The following is an 18,843-nucleotide window of genomic DNA, read 5'->3' as shown; positions in this document are numbered from 1 at the left end:
CGTCGTGAACTAGTCGACGAGACGACGCACGTAGCGCACGCCGGGCCGGCCGTCGACGGTGACGTCTCCGACGGCGGTGAACCCGTGGCGGCGGAGCACGGCCCTGGAGGCCGCATTGTCGAGGGTGGTGACGGCGCGCAGAGCCTGTAGCCCGTACGACGTCACGGCGAGCTGGCACACCTGGGCGACCGCGGCCGTCGCCACCCCGCGCCCTGCGGCTCGCTCGGCCACCCGGTACCCGAGCTCGGCGATGCCGTCCTCGACGTCCACGAGGTTGACGCGGCCCACCAGCGCGCCGTCGTCGTCGAACACGACATGGAAGTGACACTCGCCGGCATCCTGCTCGGCGAGCCGGGCGCGGTGCAGCGCGGCGAACTCGGCGAAGTACGCGTCGCCGCGGTCCGGGATCGACCGGCTGAAGTACTCCCGGTTCTCGAGCTCGAAAGCCAGCACCGCAGGCGCGTGATCCGCGCGTAGCCGCTCCACTCGCACCATCTCAGGTTCGCCCCAGCCGTTCGTCGCGGAGTCGGGCCAGGCGCTGCTTGATCTCGCGACGCCGGCTGCGGGCAGCTTCGGCGTCCACCTCGGCCTGATCGAGCTGATGCCGACCAGCGTCGACGTCGGCCTTGGCGTCCTCGGCCTCGGCGCGGGCGGCCTTCAGTTTCGCCTCGAGACTTTCGACCGTGGCCTCGGCGTCCTCGAGCGCCTTGCGGCGACGGTCCAGCTCGGCAGTGAGATCGTCCACGCGGTCGTCAGCGGCCTCGACGGCGGACTGAGCCTCCTCGAACTCTGCCTGCGCCTCGGCCATGCGGCGGCGCTGGGCTTGCTGGGGCGATTCCTCCGCCGGCTGGTCCGGCTCGGTGCGGGTGCTGCGGGTGCGGGTGCCGGTGCCGCCGGTGCCGTCACGGGACGCCGCCGGTGCCGGCTCCTGCCGGTTGCGCGCCTCTCGCGCACGACTCAGCGAGATCACCTCGGCTGCTTCGCCGCTGCCGCTCACCGGGCCGAACCCCACGTTCTGCAGCGCCTTGCTGAGCCGACCGGCGCGCAGCTCCGCGCCGGCATCCGGGTCGGCGACGGCCGCGTGGAACGTCTCGCCCAGTCCTGAGCTGACGTCGTCACTCATGCCGTAGTTCGCCGTGCGGGCCAGGGCTGCCGCAGCGGTCAGCAGCTCGTCGACCAGTTCCTTGCGTCGCGCGGCCAGCTCACGCAGCCGGTCGCCGTCGCGGGAGTCGGTCGCCGCGCGCATCTGCTCGCCCAGGCCGACCAACTCGTCCACGGTGTCGGCGCGCTCGCGGGCCAGCTGGTTGGCCAGCCACGCCGTCGTCGTTGGTTTGCGCAGCGCCTTGATGCTCGCCGCCAGCTCCGCACTCGCCTCGGACTTGGCCCTCTTGGCCAGCGCGTTGCGCGCCGCGACGAACTCCTCCAGCGGCAGCGCGTACAGCGCGGTGATGTCGGACTCGACGTCCATGCTCGCGCTACTGCAGGTAACCCTCGACTTCGTCGACCGGGCGAGGCTCGACGTCGTCGGGGTCCTGGCCGGCCTCGACCCGAGCGCGCCGCTGCCGTAACAGGTCCCAGCATTGATCGAGCTGGGCTTCGACCTGCTTGAGCTGGGCGCGTTCCTCGTCGGTGGACAGTTCGCCGGCTTGCGCCCGATCGCGGAGTTGGCGCTCCTGCTCGACGAGTTCCCGGACTCTGGCCATGATGTCGTTCTCTGCTGCCATCTCCGTCCTCCTGGAGCCGGTCATGCACCGAGCTTAAACGCTCGCTTCCGCCGACTGTCGGTTTCGAGTGCGTGCAACTGTGGCCTCGTCGGCGCCGAGCGGGCGACGTCAGGCTGCTGAGGCCTTGCGAGCCTCGAGGATGGCCTCGGCGAGCTGGTCGCGGTTCATCGTCGAGCGCCCGGAGATATCGAGTTTGCGGGCGAGTTCGACCAGATCGGCTTTGGACGCTTGGCTGAGGTCGTCTTTCGACGGCTCGCTCGGCTCTCCGCGCTGATCCTCGGCGCTGCCCTTGCCGTTGGTTTTGCCCTTGCTCTTGCCGGCGCCCTTACGTCGGCCACGGGCCGACTCCACGCTGGCTTCGAGCGCACTGAGCAGGTCGGATACGCCTGTGGCCGGCTCGGGCTCAGCGCCCTTGACGACCTCCTCGCCCTCGCGCTTGGCCTCGACCAATTCCTCGACTCGCTCGGTGTAGGTGTCGCGATAGTCCTCGGGACGCCACGGCTCGGTCATGGCCTCGATCAGATCGATGGCCATCGACAACTGTTTGCGCTGCGAGGTCTCGGCCGGCAAGTCGGGCAGTTCGGTTTGCGGGTCGCGGATCTCGTCGGCGAACAGCATCGTCTCCAGCACCAGGACGGAGCCGGACGCCCGCACCAGTGCCAGGTATTCCTTGCTGCGCATGACGAACGTCGCGATGCCGGCTCGGTCCGATTTCGCCAGCGCGTCGCGCAGCACCGCGTACGGCGTCTGGTTGTCTTCGTCGGACGGCGCCAGGTAGTAGCTGTTCTGGAAGTGGATCGGGTCGATCTCGGCCAGGTCGACGAAGGAGGAGATCTCGAGCGTGCGTGAGCGGCCCGGGGCGATCTCGGTGAGCTCGTCCTGCTCGACCATGACGTAGTCGCCGCCGCCGACGTCGTGGCCCTTGACGATGTCGTCGTACTCGACCTCTTTGCCGGTGCGTTCGTTCACGCGCTTGTAGCGGATCCGGTCTGATGTGTCGCGCTCGAACTGATGGAACCTGACCTCGTGCTCTTCCGTCGCGCTGTACAGCCGGACGGGGATCGAGACCATGCCGAAGGTGAGCGCGCCGCTCCAGATCGACCGTGCCATGTCGCCACCACCCTTCCGCTGACCTCGTACCCAACGGCGCCGGACGCGAACGCGGCGGCGGTGGGCATGGGGCAGGCGCGCGCGGGGTGGCTTGCACCACTAGGCGTTGTGTCGCATCACGAGGCGTGCACGGGTGGTGTGGCAGGGAATTGCCAAGTGAACATGATCATTTGACTATCGCGGAGTAGGGTGTGTGCAGGTAGTTCGGTAGCGGCAACGGCGCCGGGAGGAACTCGTGGAAATCGGTGGAATCATTTCCGCACTGATCGTCGGTATCGTCATCGGTGCACTGGGCCGGCTCATCGTTCCGGGCAAGCAGAAAATCGCCATCTGGCTCACGATCCTCATCGGCGTCGTCGCCGCGCTCATCGGGACGGCCATCGTCGGCCCGCTCCGGGACACCTCCGGCATCGACTGGATCGAGCTCATCGTGCAGGTCGCCTTGGCCGCCTTCGGCGTGATCGCGGCGTCGAGGTTGATGGAGTCGCGCAAGAGCTGAGCGCTTGCGGCCCGGTGTCGTGGCCGCAGGTAGCGCTCAACCCTGCGCGGTGACGGAGCCGGGCTCGATCCGGGCCACGACGTCCAGATCGGCGACGAAGGCCGCATGATCCGCTGCGCGCTCACGCGAGCGCAGCACCGCGGACGGGTGCACGGTGGCGACCACGAGCGCGTCGTCGATCGGCAGCTCGCCATCACGGGCCAGCGGGGAACCGTCCGCGAGGTCCGACCACGCCAGCACTTGCCCACGCTGCCGGCTGACCCGGAACGACGAACCCAGCGTCGTCGCCGCGGCCGTGGCGCCGAGCACGACGACGATCTCCGGTCGTACGGCCGCGAGTTCTGCGCGCAACCACGGCCGGCAGGCGGCGAGTTCGGCCGCGTTCGGCTTCTGGTGAATCCGGCGTTTGCCACGCTCGGCGCGGCGGAACTTGAAGTGCTTGACCGCGTTGGTCACGTACAGATCCGTCCGCACCAGGCCGGCCTCGTCCACCGCCTGCCACAGCAGCCGTCCGGCCGGGCCGACGAACGCCTGGCCCGCACGATCCTCCATGTCGCCGGGCTGCTCGCCGATCATCATGATCCGTGCCGTGCGCTGCCCGTCGCCGAAGACGGGCTGCGTGGCGTCTTCGAACAACGAGCACGCCCGAGTGCCGGGCGCGGTCGTCACCGCCAGCCATGAGCCGATCCGTTCTCCCTGAACCAGGCGATCGTGGTGGCCAGACCCTCCTTCACCGGTACCCGCGGCCGCCATCCCAGCACCTCGCCGGCCAGCGTGATGTCCGGGCGGCGGGAATGGCCCAAGTTGGGCGGCGCCTCCACGAAGGCCGCGGGAGAGTGGCCGTCCGTGAGGTCGATCAACTGCTGGGCGAGGGAGAAGATCGAGACGTCGTCCGGGTTGCCGACGTTCATCGGGCCCGGATGTGCGCTGTTCGCCAGCGCCAGCACGCCCGCGACGGTGTCGTCGACGTAGCACAGCGAGCGGCGCTGTGCTCCGGAGCCCGGAATCGTCACCGCGCCGTCGGTGAGGACCTGGCGAATGAGCCGGGCCAGGACCCGCCCGTCGTCGAGGCGCATCCGGGGCCCGTAGGTGTTGAAGATCCGGGCGATGGCGGTGGACAGAGAGTACGCCGCGCGATACGTCGAGGTGGCGGCCTCGGCGAACCGGCGAGCCTCGTAGTAGGCGCCGTAGGCGGCCACCGGGTCGATCGCGCCCGGATGCGCCTCGTCCAGCGGCTCCGGCGTGGGTGGGCCGTACGTCTCCGAGGTCGACAGGAGCACGAACCGGGCGTGGTGATGGTGGGCGAGTTCGAGGGCGTTCAGCGTGCCCACACTGGCAGCCCGCGTCGCCCGTACCGGGTCGAGCAGGTAGTCGCTCGGCGTGGCCGGTGCGGTGAGGTGGTAGACGACGTCGACGGGGCCGGCGATCTCGATGCCGTCGAGCATGTCCTGCCGCAGCAGCCGGAAGCCCGGTCGTTCCACCAGGGCACGCAGGTTGGTCAGACGCCCGGTCTCGAAGTTGTCGACGCAGGTGACGCTGGCGCCGGACTCGGTCAGTGCTTCACAGAGGTGCGAGCCGATGAAACCGGCTCCCCCGATGACGACGGCCCGAATGTGCCTGTTCGTCTCCTTGCCCATGGCCCTCACAATCCGTTCGGCGACCGGTACCGGGGAACCTTCGCTGAAGGACATACCCAGCGCGGCCTGAACGACACGATGGAGCGGTACGCTGGGCAGCGTCGGGGGCACAACTGGAGACGCCTGCCCGTTCTCCCTGTTGGGGCTGTGGTTGACGGAGTCAGGAGGCAGGGCTGTGCACGAACCGGACGCCAACGAGTTCGCGAAGATGGCGCTGGCCATGTTCAACGAGTCCGACACCGAACACACCCTCGACCGGGTGGTCGAATACGCGCAGCACGCCACCGCATGTGACGATGCCGGGTTGATGTTGCTGCACTCGCGCGGGCGCATCGAAACCGCCGTGGCCACCCATGACCGGGTCTACCAGGCCGACCAACTGCAGGTCGATCTCGCCGAGGGGCCGTGCATCCAGGCGATCTGGGACCGCGACGTGTTCATCACCGACGACACCGCGTCCGACGAGCGGTTCCCGAACTGGGGCCCGAAAGTTGCTGAGCTGGGGCTGCGTAGCGTCCTGTCGATTCGGCTGCACACGGCGACCGCCACGGTCGGTGCGCTCAATCTCTACGGCCACCAGCCGGGCACCTTCGATGACGACGATCTGGACGTCGCCGACATCTTCGGCCGGCATGCGTCGGTGGCCCTGGCGTCGGCGCGTGAGGAAGAGGGGCTGCGCCAGGCCATCGGCGCCCGGCACCTCATCGGGCAGGCGCAAGGCATCCTGATGGAACGCTACGGCCTCGATCACGATCGCGCCTTCGCCCTGTTGCGGCGCTACTCCCGCGACAACAACATCAAGTTGCGCGTCGTGGCGCAGCGCGTCATCACCAACGGCAAGCTCTCCGAGGAGCCCTGAGCCGGCTTCACGGGAGATCGTCGGCGATGCTCGGGTCGAGCGCTGCTCGTACGCAAGCCGCCGTCAGCCGGGGGAACTCGGCGTTGGGCACGAGTTCGGCCAGTTTCTCGGCCGACTCCGGCAGGCCGAGCTTGCGGGCGCCGTCGTGCACGCGCCGGTCGGCATACGGGGCGACGTCGGGCCAGACGCCCTGGACCTCGCGGCAGAAGATGGCCGAGCCGGTGGGACCGACACCGGGGAACCGTTGGATCAGGCTCTCCAGTTGCCGGGTGCTCGTGGCCGCACCGTGCAGGCGGCGAAGGTCACCGGCATAGTCGTCCAGAAGCAACTGGGCACCGTCGCCGAGCATCGTCGAGGTCCGCTCGTCGTAACGGCGGTAATGGCCGCGGCCGAGAGCGTCGACCCGCTGTTGCCAGGTGGCCGCGGCCATCCGCTCGGGCGTGCGGAAGCCCGCCTTCGACAGTTCCCGGGCCGCGGCCGTCGCGATGCCGGCGTCGATGCGTGCCGAGAGCAGCATGGACAGCACGAGCAGCCGATACAGCGCAGAGGGTTTGTCGCTCAGCTTGATGCCGGCCTGCTCGGCATAGGTCTTGCCGTGCCGGTCGAGGACGGCTCTGGCACGATCGCTCGGCTCGGTGGTGGCCATGCCCGTGGGCTACCCGCGCGGGGCTGAGGCAAACCGCGCCGCTGGCGTTTCGGCAGCGCCGGCGCGGGTACGCACCCCGCATGACTATTGCCGATGCTCCGTCCGTCGGTCGCGCCCGGTCGATGCTGGATGCGCCGTGGTGGGAGTACGCCGCCTGTCGATCCGTCGACGCCGATCTGTTCTGCGTACCCGACGGCGTGCCCCTGCGGCGTAAACGCGAACAGGAGCGTCAGGCGAAAGCCATCTGCAGTCGGTGCCCGGTACAGAAGTCATGCCTCGAGGAGGCATTGGAGCGCGACGAGCAACACGGTGTGTGGGGCGGAATGGACACCTCCGAGCGTCGGCAGTTGCGCCGGAGAATGACGGCCGAACGCCGGCAGGCTCGAACCGGCGACAGCTGACCAAGCGGGTCATTCCGCGTCGGGTGGTGGTTGCGGGTCCTCCCGGACCACCTCGGTGGGATCCTTGTCGTCGCGCAGCCCTTCGTACGACGGATGCCGCAACGTGCCTGAGCTGGTCCATTCGGCGAATTCGACTTCACACACGAGCCGGGGCTCCACGAACACGGCGTCGCTCTGCGGTTGGCGCCCAGCGAACGGGCTGTCCGCCCGGCGCAGCGGATCGAGCGCGGCTTGCAGTTGGTCGCGCGCGGCGCGATCGAACCCGGTGCCGACCTTGCCGGCGTAGCGCAACTGGCCATCGTCGTAGTAGCCGACGAGCAACGCGCCGAATCCGCCGCTCAAGCGGCCCTTCCCGGCGACCCAGCCGCCGATGACCACCTCTTGGCGCCGGACGTTCTTGATCTTGAGCCAGTCGCGGGTGCGTTTCCCCGGTCGATACCGGCTGGCCAGCCTCTTGGCGATGATGCCTTCCAAGCCTCGAGTCCGGGTGGCCTCGAGCAGCGCTCGTCCCTCGCCCGGGTGATAGGCGGGCACCTGCCAGTGCGGGCCGCCGAGGCCCAAGGCCTCGAGCTCGCGGCGGCGGTCTTCGTATCCCAGCGCGAGCAACGAGCGGCCGTCGTCGTACAACAGGTCGAACATGACGTAGACGACGGGAATCGTGCGCTGCCGCTCCCGGACGTCGGCGTCGGAGCTGACGTGAATGCGTGGCTGCAGCCGCTGAAAGCTCGGCCGGCCGTCGTCGTCGAAGGCGACGATCTCGCCGTCCAGCACCGCCCGGCGCGACCCGAGCTGCTCGGCGAGGCCGCCGACCTCTGGATAGCGTTTCGTGAAATCGCTCCCGGTCCGTCCGGTCAGCCGGAACGCGCCGCGGTCGCAGAAGGCCACGGCGCGTACCCCGTCCCACTTGATCTCGAAGCCCCAGCCGGACTCGTCGGCCGGCAACACCGACGGCGTCGCGGCCATCGGGGTCAGCGATCGAGGCATCGGGTCGGTGCCCGCCGTGGAAGCGTCCATAGAGGCATCATCGTCCAGCCACGCCGGTGGTGGTCAGAAGACGGGCTTGCCCCCGGTGACGCCGAGCACCGTGCCAGAGACGTAACTGGCCTCGGTGGGCGAGGCGAGGAAGACGAAAGCCGGCGCGACCTCAGCCGGTTGCCCGGCCCGGCCGAGCGGGGTGTCCTGGCCGAACTTCTCGACCTTTTCCGTCGGCTGGGTCGCCGGCTGCAGCGGCGTCCAGATGGGACCGGGCGCCACGGCGTTGACGCGGATGCCGCGCGGGCCGAGCTCGGCTGCCAGGTTGACCGTGACGTTGTTGATGCCCGCTTTCGTCGCCGCGTAATCCAGCAGGGACACCGACGGCTCGTACGCCTGGATCGAGGAGTTGTTGATGATGGCGCTGCCCGGGCCCAGTGACGGCAACGCCGCCTGCACCATCCAGAACAGCGCGTAGAGGTTGGTCCGGAAGACTCGGTCGAGCTGGGCGGTGTCGATCTGTTCGATGCCGACGGTGCGGGCCATCTGGTAGCCGGCATTGTTCACCAGCACGTCGAGCCCGCCGAGCTCGTTGGTGGCCCGGGCGACGAGGTGGGCGCAGGCGTCGGGCTCGGTGAGATCCGCCGCGACCGCCAGTCCCTTGCGCTCGGCCGCGACGACGTGGGCCATCGTCGCCTCGGCATCGGCGGTCTCGCTCGGCAGGTGCGAGATGACGACGTCGGCGCCTTCGCGGGCGAACGCGATCGCGACGGCCCGCCCGATGCCGGAATCGCCACCGGTGATCAGCGTCCGCAACCCTTCGAGGCGGCCGTGGCCACGGTAGGTGTCCTCGCCGTGGTCCGGAACCGGGGTCATGGCGTCGGTGGTCCCGGGGGGCTGTTGCTGCTGCGGCGGGAAGCCGGTCGGGCGTTCTCGGCCAGCAGCGTCGGTCACTGATTCGTTCGACATGTCCTTGGCTCTACCCCCGCTCGTCGAGGGCAAACGACAGGTCGGAACTGTCCGGGTGCGCGTCGTACCTGCAGATGCCTGCAGCACGGGTGTCTGGATCACAGTGGCGGGTACGGGACGGTGGGGTCATGGCGGCAACCGCGAAGATCAGCTCTGTTACTCGAACTCGGCCGGAATCCGATGGACTGGAACCGCCCCCTGTGGCGCGTGTCGTCGGAGCCGAGCCGGCCGGCTCACGACGGAAGGTGGCGCCAACGATGGGCGCGATCGAACTACGAAGCCCCGATTTCGAACACCTCGGGGTGATTCCCGATCGGCACGCACACGACGCCGGCAACGTGTCGCCGTCGCTGGAATGGGTCGGTGTACCTCCCGATGCCGTGGAATTGCTGTTGATGTGCGAAGATCCCGATGCGCCTGGTGGATCGTTCCTCCACTGGCTCGTCACTGGAATAGATCCGCATGCCGGTGGCGTTCCAGAACATGTAACGCCGGCCGGAGGCCTAGAGTGGCCCAACGGTTTCGGCGAGAACGGGTGGGGCGGTCCTGCGCCGCCACCGGGCGACGGTCCGCATCGATACGTCTTCACGGTATATGCGCTGTCCGCCCGGGGTGACCTACCTGACGCACCCACCGTCGAGGACATCTACCGTGCTGCCGATGCCGCCATGCTCGAGCGTGGCACGTTGGTGGGTTTGTACGAACGCTGAGGAGAGGCGATGACGATGGTGACTGAGCGCGGCATCGAGGCGGCCGCGCGCAACGAGCCGCGCGAGCTCGACCAGGATTACGACCTCGTGGGCCACTACCTCAAGCAGATCGGTTCCACGCCGTTGCTCTCTGCTCAGGAAGAGGTCGAGTTGGCCCGCCGGATCGAGGCCGGCGTCTACGCGGCCGAGCTTCTGCGGCGAGCTGACGAGGAGGGGCAGGAGCTGGCTCATCCCCGCGCGGAGCTGCAGGCCATCGCCGAAGACGGAGAGCGCGCCAAAGACCACATGATCCGGGCCAACCTGCGCCTGGTGGTCGCGGCGGCGCGAAAGTACTACCGCAACACGGGGTTGTCGTTCCTCGACGTCGTGCAGGACGGCAACCTGGGCCTCATCCGGGCGGTCGAGAAGTTCGACTACACCAAGGGGTTCAAGTTCTCCACCTACGCGATGTGGTGGATCCGCCAGGCGATCGAACGCGGCCGGGCCGAGAAGGCGCGAACCATCCGGTTGCCGGCGCACGTGGTCGAGAGCATTTCCAAGCTCGCCCGCGTGGACCGCAAGCTGCAGGTGAGCTTGGGGCGTGAGCCGACGACCGAGGAGGTCGCCGAGGAGGCCGATCTCACTCCGGAGCGCGTGGAGGAACTGCGCACGATCTCGCGCGACGTGGTGAGCCTCGACCTACCGGTCGGCGACGACGGCAGCGCCAACGTCGGCGACCTGATCGAGGACACCGAGGACCTGCGGGCCCCGGACGTGGTCGAGTTCCAAGCGCTGGGGGAGGAGATCCGCTCGCTGGTGGCGACCCTGCCGCCGCGCGAGGCGCTGATCGTCAGCCTGCGCTACGGCCTGACCGACGGCCGCCAGCACACGTTGCAGGAAGTCGCCGAGCGGGTGGGGCTGACCAAGGAGCGCGTGCGCCAGCTCGAGAAGCAGTCGATCGCGGAGTTGCGTGACCCGCAGCGCCGGGAACCGCTGCTGGAGTGGGCCGGCTGAGCCCGCCGGACATCATCAGGCCCGGTTCGACACCGACGGTCGCTGGGCTAGGTGGTCGATCAACCAGTCGCCGGACAACCGGGCGACTTCATCCAGTGCGCCGGGCTCTTCGAACAGGTGTCCGGCGCCGTCGACCACCTCGAGCCGCTTCGGCCCGCTCAATTGCTCCAGCGCCTGCCGGTTCAGGTCGAGTACCACTTCGTCGCGCCCGCCCACGATCAGCAAGGTGGGCGCACTGACCTGTCGCAGGGCGTTCCCGGCGAGATCCGGGCGCCCGCCGCGCGACACCACGGCACTGACCTGGTCCGCGGCGCGGGCCGCACAGATCAGCGCGGCCGCGGCGCCGGTGCTCGCGCCGAAGCAGCCCAACGGCAGCCCAGCGGTCGAGGCCTGATCGCTGAGCCACTCGCGGGCCAGGTCGAGCCGGTCGGCCAGGAGCTCGATGTCGAAGCGCAGGCTGCCGGTTGCGGCGTCCTGCAGTTCCTCGGTCTCGGTGAGCAGGTCCATGAGCAGCGTCGCGAGCCCGCGGCGGCGCAGGGCCCGGGCCACGTGGCGGTTGCGGGGGCTGTTGCGGCTGCTTCCGCTGCCGTGCGCGAACAACACCACGCCCACCGGGTCCGGAGGGCTCTCCAAGTCGCCGTACACACTGCCGCCGCCGGGCACGGCGATCTCGGCCTGCCGGGGTCGCCGGGTGGCCAGCAGCGCCACCACCTGCTCGTCGCTGGTCTGGGTGAAGTTCTCATACCACGAGCCGATCGAGCCCATGCCAGGTTGCGACTCCACCGCGATGACCTGGTCGGCGATGCCCGTCAAACGGCGGGCGGTCTCGGGCGGGCACACCGGGACCGCGAGGATCAGCCGCTGTGGCCGGTGTCGCCGTAGCGCGCGTAGGGCGGCTTCGGCGGTGACGCCGGTGGCCAGGCCGTCGTCGACCAGGATGACATCGCGATCTTCGAGGTCGGGCAGGTCAACGGTGCCGCGGTAGGTCTCGACCCTGCGGTTCAGTTCGCGGCGTTCAGCCGCGGCCAACGCACGCATCCGGGCACCGCTGATCCCGAGCCGGCGGGCATCACGGGTCTCGATGATCAGGTCGTCGCCCTCGGCGATGGCGCCGATACCGAACTCCGGCTGACCGGGTGCGCCGATCTTGCGGGCGACGAAGACTTCCAGCGGCGCACCCAAGCGGTCGGCGACATGCGCGGCGACCGGGACGCCGCCACGCGGCAGCGCCAGCACGACGGGCCGATCGAAAGGTTTGCCGCTGAGCTTGTCGGCCAGGCGGCGACCTGCGTCGTCACGGTCTCGGAACGTCATGGGTACTGTCTCCAAGGACGATCATGGCCGGCCGCCTCCGCGTGGACGGTGTCACTGCCCGAGCAGGTGCAAGACGGCCTCGTTGATTGCGGTGTGGTCGATGCCGGCCGCGCGCAGCTGTTCTGCGGGCGATGCGGAACCAGGCATGCCGTGCACGGCCAGCTTGAGCACGTGCGGCGAGGGCTCACCGTGAGAGAACACCTCGAGGACGGCGTCGCCGAGTCCGCCCTCAGGCCAGTGGTCCTCGATCGTGACGATGCGCCCGGTGTCCGCCGCGGCCCGGCGCAGGGTCTGTGCGTCGACCGGTTTGACCGAGTAGAGGTCGATGACGCGCGCGGCCACGCCCTGGCGGGCGAGCTCGTCCGCAGCTTTCAGCGCCTCGTGCAGGGTGATGCCGGCCGAGACCAGGGTCACCTGGTCGGCCGGAGACGAGCGCAACACCCGGCTGCCGGCGATGGAGAATTCCTCGTCCGCGCCGTACAGCACGGGCGTGTCACCGCGGGTGGTACGCAGGTAGGCGATACCCGGATAGTCCGCCAGCCCCGCCACGAGCGCGGCCGCCTGATTGGCGCACGACGGATAGAGCACCACGCTGCCGTACACGGCTCGGAACGCGGCCAGATCCTCCAACCCCATCTGCGACGGACCGTCCTCGCCGATCGACACGCCGCAGTGCGAGCCGATCAGGCGGAGATCGGCACCGCTCACCGCTGCCATCCGGACGAAGTCGTGTGCCCTGGTCAGGAAGGCGGCGAACGTCGCCACGTACGGAATCCAGCCACGGCTTTGCATCCCGACGGCCGCGGCCAGCATCTGCTGCTCGGCGATGTAGAACTGGAAGAACCGCTCCGGATGCGCATCGGCGAAGAACTGCATCCGGGTGGAGTCGGCGACCTCGGCGTCCAACCCGACCACGTCGGGCCGAGCGGTGCCGAGAGCAGCCAGCGCCTCGCCGAACGCGGTCCGCGTCGCCACCTCGGTGCCCACCTCGTATTCCGGCAGCTTGATGGCTGAAGCGGTGCCGAAGTCGTGCGGCCGCGTGCCGGTCTGCGGTGGCGACACCGTGACCCGCAGGTCGCTCGGCCCGCCGAGTTCCGCGATGGCGTCATCGGCTTCGGCCACCGGCTTACCGTGCTTGCCTTCTTGGTCGGCGACGGCGGCCACGCCGGCGCCCTTGACGGTCCGGGCGAGGATCGCCGTCGGCCGGTCGGACTGCACCGCCTGTGTGTACGCCTGATCGATCTCGTTCACGTCGTGGCCGTCGATCTCGATGGTGTTCCAGTCGAAGGCGCCGATGCGGCGGGCGTAGGCCGCGGTGTCCCAGCCGTGTCGGGTGGGTCCACGCTGGCCGAGCCGGTTCACGTCGACGATGGCGACGAGGTTGTTCAGCCGTTCGTAGCCGGCATGCTCGAAGGCCTCCCACATCGATCCCTCGGCGAGCTCGCTGTCGCCGCAGAGGACCCAGACCCGGTACGGCAGCTGATCGAGGAACTTGCCCGCCATGGCCATGCCCACGCCGAACGGGAGCCCCTGGCCGAGGGAACCGGTGGCGACGTCGACCCACGGCAGCCGTGGAGTGGGGTGACCCTCGAGCCGGCTGCCGAGCGTGCGGAAGGTCAGCAATTCCTCGTCGGTGATCGCGCCGGCGGCTTTGTACAGCGCGTACAGCAACGGCGACGCGTGGCCTTTGGAGAAGACCAGGTGGTCGTTGTTCGGCTCGTCCGGGTTGTCGAAGTCGTACCGCAGATGGCGGGCGAACAGCGTCGCCATCAGGTCCGACGCCGACATCGACGACGTGGGGTGACCCGATTCGGCGGCGGCGGCGCAACGCACGGCGTCGACCCGCAGCTGTCGCCCCAGCTCGGTGATGTTCAGCTCTGGGCTCAGGCTCTGGTTCGTCACACGCGGTGGGTACCCAGCCGCGCGCAGTTGATTCGTCCGGGACGCCGGTCAGGATCCGTCCGAGGCAGCCTCTGGTTCAGCGGTGGCCAGGACCTCGCCGTCGGCATCCAACGCCTCGACGGCCACATACGGCTCATCCGGGACCTCGGCGGAGGTCTCGAACCCGTCGCGTTCGACGGTGGCGACTTCGGTGGCGCTGTCGGCATCGGCGCCGGCGAGGAACCGCCACGACGCCACGTCGGTCGCGCCGTTCCAGCTCACCCAGGCCGTGCCGTCCTCGACCACCATGGCCGGCGGTTCGCTCGGTTGCCCACGCCAGGGAAATCGGTAGGCGCGGTAGCTCTGGCCTCCGCTGAACTGCCAGTCGGTCAGCAACTCGCCGTCCGCGGTGTACTCGGAGTAGAAGGGCTCGGAGCCCCAGCCGACGACGACGTTGCCGTTCTCACGGACCTGCAGGTTGCCCTGGCTCGGCGCCAGGCGCCCATCGGGAGGCAGGTACTCGGTGACCACGCGGGCGGTCATGGTCTCGGTGTCCACATCGAGGCGCATCCCGCGGGACTCCTCGCCGACAGCGGGCGAGCTTTCGTTGTCGAACAGCGTGATGGTGCCGTCGGGTTGGCGCTGGGCGTCGTGTTGCCAGGCGAAGACCGCATCGTCGTCCATCTCGAAGTCGCTGGCCGAACCGCCGAGCGTCCAATCGACCTCGCCGGTGCGCCGGTCGATCCGGTAGATGGCGTGGGTACTGCGCGCCGAGGCGAGCAGGTGGTCACCGTCTTCGGTGACGGAGTTGATGTGGAAGTAGTCGAACGGCTGTTCCTTGCTGCCGTCCTGCTTCTCGCGATACTCGAACTTGTTCAGCGTCTCGGACAGCTCGACGTGGTCCAGCGCGCTCCACTCCCACAGGACCTCGCCGGTGGCGATGTCGATCTCCTGGATGACGCCGTCGAGGACGTAGCCGTCCCGCGGGCCGTCGAGCTCGGTGAGGTCCTGGCCGCCGACGGTGGGATAGCTGACCAGGAACGCGGTGCCGTCATCGGTGATGGTCATCTCGTGCAGGTCGGCCTTGGTCCCCTTCGTGGTGACCGTGGCGATCTCTTCATACGAGGTGTCCAAGATGACGAACTCACCGATGCCGTAGCCCTGCTCCCTACTCTCCCCGCGCCAGTACGTGAGCACCGGCTCGCCCTCATACTGCTGCACGCGGAAGTCGTAGCTCTTCCCGTCGGTGTCCTGGATCCACACCGGCTCGCCCTCGGCGTCGGCGATGAGCAGGGAGTTCATCGGTGACTCCTCGCCCTTGGGCGCCACGAGCATGAGGTCGTCGTCGGCCGGGTCCACCTGCCCGGACGTCTCGACTTCGATCAGCGGGGGCGTCAGCTCCGGCCGTGTGACGAATTCCGCCGGGGCACCGACGTGGGGTTCCTCGGTCGGCGACGACGCGGCGGGCTCGTCGTCCTGGCAGGCAGCGGCGGTCAAGGCGAGTGCTGCGGCGCCGACGGTGGCGGCTCGCAGGGGGGAACGTTGGCGTCTCATCGGTGCCCATCATGCCCAGTTGAGGCGAAAGTACTCACCAGACTTCGCGCCGTACCGTGCCGGGCCGCGCCGCCGCCGGGAAGCCCGGCGCGCTAGTCTGCCCATCGGTGCACGTCATGCAGGGAGGGGACGATGCCGGCGACCTCAGTGACCATGATCGGCGCGGGCTTCTGATGCTCACCGTTCTCGGCGCGAGCCCGGACGAAGACCGGGTCTACGGGCATCTGGTCACGACGATGTCGGCCACGGAGGCGGAGATCGCGCAGGCCACCGACCTGTCGCCGGCGGCGATTCGCACCGCCCTGGCCGCCCTCGCCGGGCGTGGGCTCGTCAGCACGACCGGCGATGTCCCGCCGCGGTTCGTGGCCGCTTCGCCGGGGGTCGTCGAGTCGATGATCGCCGAGCGGCTACGCGAGCTGCGCGAAGCGCAAGACGCCCTGGACCGGCTGTCGGCGCATCACCGGGCCACCAGCCTGGCGATGGACGCCTCCGGTGTCTTCGAGATCGTTCGGGGTCAAGAAGCGTTGCGGCAGTGCACCATGAACCTGTTCGCCTCGGCGCGCCACGAGGTGCTCAACCTCATCAAGCCGCCGGCCATCGTCGTCGAGTCCGAGGAACGCGTACAGGCTCACCCGTCCGCGCGCGGGCGAGCGGTCTTCGAGACCGAGGCGCTGGAGAACCCGGGCAGCCTGGCGGCGGTGCAAGAGGGCCTGCGCGACGGTGACCTCGTACGCGTACACACGAAACTGCCGATCAAGATGCTCGCGATCGACCGTTCCATCGCACTGCTGCCGTTGGCGCAGCGCGACAGCACGCCGGTCGGGGTGCTCATCCGACAGGGCGCGGTGTTGGACGCGCTGCTGGAGCTGTTCGAGTTCGTGTGGGCCGCGGCTGTCCCGTTGCACGTGGACAGCGAGCACACCCCGCCCGCGCGCAACAACTCGGTGCTCGGCGACGACGATCGGCGGTTGCTGTCACTGCTGCTGTCCGGGTTGACCGACGAAGCCATCGCGGCACACCGGGGTACCAGCGTGCGCACCGTTCAGCGCCGGGTGCACGCACTGATGGACCTCGCACACGTACGTACCCGCATGCAGCTGGCCTGGGAGGCCGCCCGGCAAGGCTGGGTGTAGTTCGCCGTCGCGGCTCACACGCTCAGGTGAGCGGGTTCGTGGGTGATGTCCTCGATCTCCGTCGCGGCCCGGTCCATCAACTGGTGCACCATGTCCGCCAGGGCCCGGGCCGCGGCGATCTCCTCACCGATGCGAGGCCGCGCGGGGTCGTCCGGGTTGCGCTTGGCCGTCCCGTGCGCCCGCAGTTGCGACCCGTCGGCCAGGGCTAGCGTCACGGTGGCCTCCGTACGGTCGGTGTCCTCCTGAAACGCCACGTCGATGTCCCACTCGACAGTCTGCATGACCATCACCTCCGTCGGATGGATGGTCCGTACCCACGAATCGGCTCAGGACACGCCTCGGCGCGGCCGGTCGTGCGACGACGGCTGCGAGCTCAGCCGGCGACAAACGACAGCCGGAGCTGCCGGTGGTGATTGTCGACGTTGCTGTCGACGACGACCACGGATTGCCAGGTCCCCAAGGCGGGCATGCCGTCGACGACCGGAAGGGTCAGAGACGGAGAGATGAACGCCGGTAGCACGTGGTCCCGGCCGTGACCGGTACTGCCGTGGCGGTGTCGGTAGATGTCCTCGCGTGGCAGCAACCGGTCGATGGCCTGGCCGAGATCGGGCTCAGTGCCGGAGCCGGTCTCGATGAGCGCGAGGCCCGCCGTCGCGTGCGGGACGAACACGTGACACAGGCCGTCGCCACGGCCACGGCAATACTCCCGCACCAGGCCCGTCACGTCGGTGACCAGCTCGGTCCCGGTCGTCAGGTCGAACGTCTCGGTGTCCACCCCGCCATTGTCGACCGAGCCGGACCGCGGGTCGAGCAGACCTGGCGACGCGGAACCGCCGGCGGTGTTCATTTCGGACGGGATCTCGAAGAATCGGCTACTTGCCCGTAACCTCGTGATCGCACCGTCCGTCCGGCGGTGCGGCGAGGAGGACACTCTGTCCGTCGGCGAGGAGTTCGGCCCGATCATCGACGCGGCGCGCTGTGGTGCGTCGTGGGCGCTGGAACGCCTGTACACCGACCTGGCCCCGGTCGTGACGGGCTACGCCAGGCTGCAGGGCTCGGACGAGCCCGACGATCTCGCCAGCGACGTGTTTCTCGGCGTCTTCGCCGGTCTTGCCGCCTTTGAGGGTGATGAGCGGCAGTTTCGTTCCTGGGTTTTCACCATCGCGCACCGGCGGCTGGTCGACGAGCGGCGTCGGCGGGCCCGCCGGCCGGTCACGGTGACCGACCGTATCGATCTGCTCGACCGCAGACATGGCGACGCTGAAGAGGACGCGTTGGCGGCGCTCGGCCGCGGCCGGGTCGACGAACTGTGCGCTCAGCTCTCCGCGGACCAGCGCGAGGTGTTGCTGCTTCGGGTGGTGGCCGACCTGACCGTCGACCAGGTGGCCGAAGTCCTCGGCAAGTCCGTCGGTGCGGTCAAAGCGCTGCAGCGGCGAGGCCTGACGGCGCTGCGGAAGAAAATTCTGCTTGAAGGCGTACCCCTGTGAGCGCGCCCAGCGATGACATGAACGAGATGCGTACTCAACGCCAGATCGACGACGCCACGGCTGAGGCTGTGCTGCGTGGCGACGTCGTCGTGCCCGAATTCCGGCCGGTCGCCGAGTTCGTGCAGGAGGTCAAGGCCGCGGGGACCGTTCGCGTCGCGCCGAGCCGCGAACTCGCCCAGCGCATGGCCACCGGCGATTTCAGCGGCATCGAGCCGGTAGCGCCGCCGGATTCGGTGGGCCGGCAGACGCGCCGCCGCCGGATGGCCGGAATGGGTGCTCGGGCGCGTTTCGCGACCGGGATGGCCGTCGTGCTCACCGCCTGCACCGGGGTGACCATGGCCGGTGCATGGCCTGACGGAGCCCAGCGCACTGTCGACTCCATCATCAAGACGGTGCTGCCGTTCACAGCCGATGAGCGGGATGAGTCCGACGAGATCGCCGACGATGTCGACACGGAGTCGCCCGGCGTGCTGGAGCCGGCCGCAGACCCCGAACCCTACTCGGGCATCGGCCGGGCCGAGCAGAGCGGCGAGTCCGGCCGCTCCGCGTCGGGCACCAGCGAAGACGAGCTCCCTGCGAGCCGGCCGTCGGATCATCCGGGGCGGGGGGACTCCGACGGCAAGGGTTCGCCTGGGCAGAAGCCGTCGGAGCACCCCGGACAGGGGAACTCGAACGGCAAGGGTTCGCCCGGGCAGAAGCCGTCAGAGCACCCCGGACAGGGGAACTCGTCCGGTCAGTCGTCGAGCGCTGACCAGACGGGCGGGAAGTCAGAAAGCCGCTCTGCCGTTCGACGACGGTAGGGCCCATGAGCGCCCGGCCGACGCGAAAGCGTCGCAACCGGGTCACGGGTTGCGGCCCCGGCTCGCTGCGGAGGCCGGGGCCGCAACCTCCTTGCTCGTCCTGGCGCGTTCGGGGCGCGCATGCCGTGGGGCCGCCTTCGCGGGTCGGCGAGGC

General features: G+C 69.2%; 22 protein-coding genes. 8 read left to right on the top strand and 14 right to left on the bottom strand.

Annotated elements, in window-relative coordinates; translation table 11 throughout:
- Window positions 1-9 precede the first annotated feature (9 nt).
- The 4 genes from M6444_RS01225 to M6444_RS01210 form a co-directional block, all read right to left on the bottom strand.
- Window positions 10-495 carry a GNAT family N-acetyltransferase gene (locus M6444_RS01225; protein ID WP_298322091.1) on the bottom strand — a complete coding sequence of 162 codons (486 nt, stop codon included), beginning with the start codon at window positions 493-495 and terminating at the stop codon, window positions 10-12.
- Between the two features lies 1 nt (window position 496).
- Window positions 497-1,468 (bottom strand): hypothetical protein, encoded by a 972-nt coding sequence (locus tag M6444_RS01220; RefSeq protein WP_298322090.1) that lies wholly within the window; start codon window positions 1,466-1,468, stop codon window positions 497-499.
- Window positions 1,469-1,475: 7 nt separating this feature from the next.
- Window positions 1,476-1,724 (bottom strand): DUF2630 family protein, encoded by a 249-nt coding sequence (locus M6444_RS01215; RefSeq protein WP_298322089.1) that lies wholly within the window; start codon window positions 1,722-1,724, stop codon window positions 1,476-1,478.
- Between the two features lie 108 nt (window positions 1,725-1,832).
- Window positions 1,833-2,834 (bottom strand): Ku protein, encoded by a 1,002-nt coding sequence (locus M6444_RS01210; RefSeq protein ID WP_298322088.1) that lies wholly within the window; start codon window positions 2,832-2,834, stop codon window positions 1,833-1,835.
- 235 nt (window positions 2,835-3,069) lie between these two features.
- On the opposite strand from M6444_RS01210, the gene M6444_RS01205 reads away from it, so the two are divergent.
- Complete coding sequence (locus tag M6444_RS01205) at window positions 3,070-3,333, top strand: hypothetical protein (RefSeq protein WP_298322086.1); 264 nt, start codon at window positions 3,070-3,072, stop codon at window positions 3,331-3,333.
- Between the two features lie 36 nt (window positions 3,334-3,369).
- On the opposite strand, the gene M6444_RS01200 is transcribed toward M6444_RS01205, so the two are convergent.
- Both M6444_RS01200 and M6444_RS01195 read right to left on the bottom strand, forming a co-directional pair.
- Window positions 3,370-4,002, bottom strand: a complete 633-nt coding sequence (locus M6444_RS01200) for a UdgX family uracil-DNA binding protein (protein ID WP_298322084.1) — start codon at window positions 4,000-4,002, stop codon at window positions 3,370-3,372.
- Window positions 3,999-4,970 carry an NAD-dependent epimerase/dehydratase family protein gene (locus M6444_RS01195; RefSeq protein WP_298322082.1) on the bottom strand — a complete coding sequence of 324 codons (972 nt, stop codon included), beginning with the start codon at window positions 4,968-4,970 and terminating at the stop codon, window positions 3,999-4,001. The genes M6444_RS01200 and M6444_RS01195 overlap by 4 nt, the downstream gene beginning before the upstream one ends.
- Before the next feature lie 175 nt (window positions 4,971-5,145).
- Between M6444_RS01195 and M6444_RS01190 the strand changes: the two genes are divergently transcribed.
- The gene (locus M6444_RS01190) at window positions 5,146-5,829 is read left to right on the top strand and encodes a GAF and ANTAR domain-containing protein (protein WP_298322080.1); all 684 of its coding nucleotides are present in this window, start codon (window positions 5,146-5,148) and stop codon (window positions 5,827-5,829) included.
- Window positions 5,830-5,836: 7 nt separating this feature from the next.
- Here M6444_RS01190 and M6444_RS01185 read toward each other — a convergent pair whose 3' ends face one another.
- Window positions 5,837-6,475 (bottom strand): hypothetical protein, encoded by a 639-nt coding sequence (locus M6444_RS01185; RefSeq protein ID WP_298322078.1) that lies wholly within the window; start codon window positions 6,473-6,475, stop codon window positions 5,837-5,839.
- 80 nt (window positions 6,476-6,555) lie between these two features.
- Here M6444_RS01185 and M6444_RS01180 point away from each other — a divergent pair, with 80 nt between their 5' ends.
- Window positions 6,556-6,876 carry a WhiB family transcriptional regulator gene (locus M6444_RS01180; protein WP_298322076.1) on the top strand — a complete coding sequence of 107 codons (321 nt, stop codon included), beginning with the start codon at window positions 6,556-6,558 and terminating at the stop codon, window positions 6,874-6,876.
- A 9-nt stretch (window positions 6,877-6,885) separates the two neighbouring features.
- On the opposite strand, the gene ligD is transcribed toward M6444_RS01180, so the two are convergent.
- Together ligD and M6444_RS01170 are read right to left on the bottom strand one after the other, a co-directional pair.
- A complete protein-coding gene (gene ligD, locus M6444_RS01175) occupies window positions 6,886-7,890 on the bottom strand; it encodes a non-homologous end-joining DNA ligase (RefSeq protein WP_298322074.1) in 1,005 nt (334 codons plus the stop codon).
- Between the two features lie 33 nt (window positions 7,891-7,923).
- Window positions 7,924-8,817: an SDR family oxidoreductase gene (locus tag M6444_RS01170; protein WP_298322072.1), complete on the bottom strand. Its 894-nt coding sequence runs from the start codon at window positions 8,815-8,817 to the stop codon at window positions 7,924-7,926.
- 257 nt (window positions 8,818-9,074) lie between these two features.
- Between M6444_RS01170 and M6444_RS01165 the strand changes: the two genes are divergently transcribed.
- On the top strand, window positions 9,075-9,527 hold the full coding sequence (locus tag M6444_RS01165; RefSeq protein ID WP_298322070.1) for a YbhB/YbcL family Raf kinase inhibitor-like protein: 453 nt from the start codon (window positions 9,075-9,077) through the stop codon (window positions 9,525-9,527).
- Window positions 9,528-9,542: 15 nt separating this feature from the next.
- On the top strand, window positions 9,543-10,520 hold the full coding sequence (locus M6444_RS01160; RefSeq protein WP_363326198.1) for a sigma-70 family RNA polymerase sigma factor: 978 nt from the start codon (window positions 9,543-9,545) through the stop codon (window positions 10,518-10,520).
- Between the two features lie 15 nt (window positions 10,521-10,535).
- On the opposite strand, the gene M6444_RS01155 is transcribed toward M6444_RS01160, so the two are convergent.
- Genes M6444_RS01155 through M6444_RS01145 form a run of 3 tightly spaced genes read right to left on the bottom strand, consistent with a single transcriptional unit; the run spans window position 10,536 to window position 15,269 of the window.
- Window positions 10,536-11,834, bottom strand: a complete 1,299-nt coding sequence (locus M6444_RS01155; RefSeq protein WP_298322065.1) for an alpha/beta family hydrolase — start codon at window positions 11,832-11,834, stop codon at window positions 10,536-10,538.
- A gap of 51 nt (window positions 11,835-11,885) precedes the next feature.
- Window positions 11,886-13,736: a transketolase gene (locus tag M6444_RS01150; protein ID WP_298322063.1), complete on the bottom strand. Its 1,851-nt coding sequence runs from the start codon at window positions 13,734-13,736 to the stop codon at window positions 11,886-11,888.
- A gap of 48 nt (window positions 13,737-13,784) precedes the next feature.
- Window positions 13,785-15,269, bottom strand: coding sequence for an arylsulfotransferase family protein (locus M6444_RS01145; RefSeq protein ID WP_298322061.1), 1,485 nt, complete (start codon window positions 15,267-15,269; stop codon window positions 13,785-13,787).
- 116 nt (window positions 15,270-15,385) lie between these two features.
- On the opposite strand from M6444_RS01145, the gene M6444_RS01140 reads away from it, so the two are divergent.
- Window positions 15,386-16,402 carry a helix-turn-helix domain-containing protein gene (locus tag M6444_RS01140; protein WP_298322059.1) on the top strand — a complete coding sequence of 339 codons (1,017 nt, stop codon included), beginning with the start codon at window positions 15,386-15,388 and terminating at the stop codon, window positions 16,400-16,402.
- A 14-nt stretch (window positions 16,403-16,416) separates the two neighbouring features.
- Here the strand turns inward: M6444_RS01140 and M6444_RS01135 are convergent, their stop codons facing one another.
- Window positions 16,417-16,683 (bottom strand): DUF1876 domain-containing protein, encoded by a 267-nt coding sequence (locus M6444_RS01135; protein WP_298322057.1) that lies wholly within the window; start codon window positions 16,681-16,683, stop codon window positions 16,417-16,419.
- 92 nt (window positions 16,684-16,775) lie between these two features.
- Complete coding sequence (locus M6444_RS01130; RefSeq protein ID WP_363326197.1) at window positions 16,776-17,177, bottom strand: YjbQ family protein; 402 nt, start codon at window positions 17,175-17,177, stop codon at window positions 16,776-16,778.
- A 115-nt stretch (window positions 17,178-17,292) separates the two neighbouring features.
- Between M6444_RS01130 and M6444_RS01125 the strand changes: the two genes are divergently transcribed.
- On the top strand, window positions 17,293-17,889 hold the full coding sequence (locus tag M6444_RS01125; protein WP_298322053.1) for a sigma-70 family RNA polymerase sigma factor: 597 nt from the start codon (window positions 17,293-17,295) through the stop codon (window positions 17,887-17,889).
- Entirely contained in the window at window positions 17,886-18,689 is an 804-nt protein-coding gene (locus tag M6444_RS01120) for a hypothetical protein (RefSeq protein WP_298322051.1), read from the top strand. The genes M6444_RS01125 and M6444_RS01120 overlap by 4 nt, the downstream gene beginning before the upstream one ends.
- Window positions 18,690-18,843: the final 154 nt, after the last annotated feature.

Origin of the sequence: Haloactinopolyspora sp. (assembly GCF_027324685.1) — a bacterium.
Lineage (GTDB): Bacteria > Actinomycetota > Actinomycetes > Jiangellales > Jiangellaceae > Haloactinopolyspora.
Note: the sequence above shows the minus strand (reverse complement) of the source record. Positions and strands in the feature narration are given on the sequence as shown.

Bases quoted from the DNA above. Each gene is read 5' to 3' on its own strand.
- M6444_RS01225 (WP_298322091.1), bottom strand. From the start codon at position 495: ATGGTGCGAGTGGAGCGGCTACGCGCGGATCACGCGCCTGCGGTGCTG.
- ligD (WP_298322074.1), bottom strand. From the start codon at position 7,890: ATGGACGCTTCCACGGCGGGCACCGACCCGATGCCTCGATCGCTGACC.
- M6444_RS01145 (WP_298322061.1), bottom strand. From the start codon at position 15,269: ATGAGACGCCAACGTTCCCCCCTGCGAGCCGCCACCGTCGGCGCCGCA.
- M6444_RS01185 (WP_298322078.1), bottom strand. From the start codon at position 6,475: ATGGCCACCACCGAGCCGAGCGATCGTGCCAGAGCCGTCCTCGACCGG.
- M6444_RS01155 (WP_298322065.1), bottom strand. From the start codon at position 11,834: ATGACGTTCCGAGACCGTGACGACGCAGGTCGCCGCCTGGCCGACAAG.
- M6444_RS01215 (WP_298322089.1), bottom strand. From the start codon at position 1,724: ATGGCAGCAGAGAACGACATCATGGCCAGAGTCCGGGAACTCGTCGAG.
- M6444_RS01135 (WP_298322057.1), bottom strand. From the start codon at position 16,683: ATGCAGACTGTCGAGTGGGACATCGACGTGGCGTTTCAGGAGGACACC.
- M6444_RS01170 (WP_298322072.1), bottom strand. From the start codon at position 8,817: ATGTCGAACGAATCAGTGACCGACGCTGCTGGCCGAGAACGCCCGACC.
- M6444_RS01140 (WP_298322059.1), top strand. From the start codon at position 15,386: ATGCAGGGAGGGGACGATGCCGGCGACCTCAGTGACCATGATCGGCGC.
- M6444_RS01160 (WP_363326198.1), top strand. From the start codon at position 9,543: ATGGTGACTGAGCGCGGCATCGAGGCGGCCGCGCGCAACGAGCCGCGC.
- M6444_RS01195 (WP_298322082.1), bottom strand. From the start codon at position 4,970: ATGGGCAAGGAGACGAACAGGCACATTCGGGCCGTCGTCATCGGGGGA.
- M6444_RS01180 (WP_298322076.1), top strand. From the start codon at position 6,556: ATGACTATTGCCGATGCTCCGTCCGTCGGTCGCGCCCGGTCGATGCTG.
- M6444_RS01220 (WP_298322090.1), bottom strand. From the start codon at position 1,468: ATGGACGTCGAGTCCGACATCACCGCGCTGTACGCGCTGCCGCTGGAG.
- M6444_RS01165 (WP_298322070.1), top strand. From the start codon at position 9,075: ATGGGCGCGATCGAACTACGAAGCCCCGATTTCGAACACCTCGGGGTG.
- M6444_RS01210 (WP_298322088.1), bottom strand. From the start codon at position 2,834: ATGGCACGGTCGATCTGGAGCGGCGCGCTCACCTTCGGCATGGTCTCG.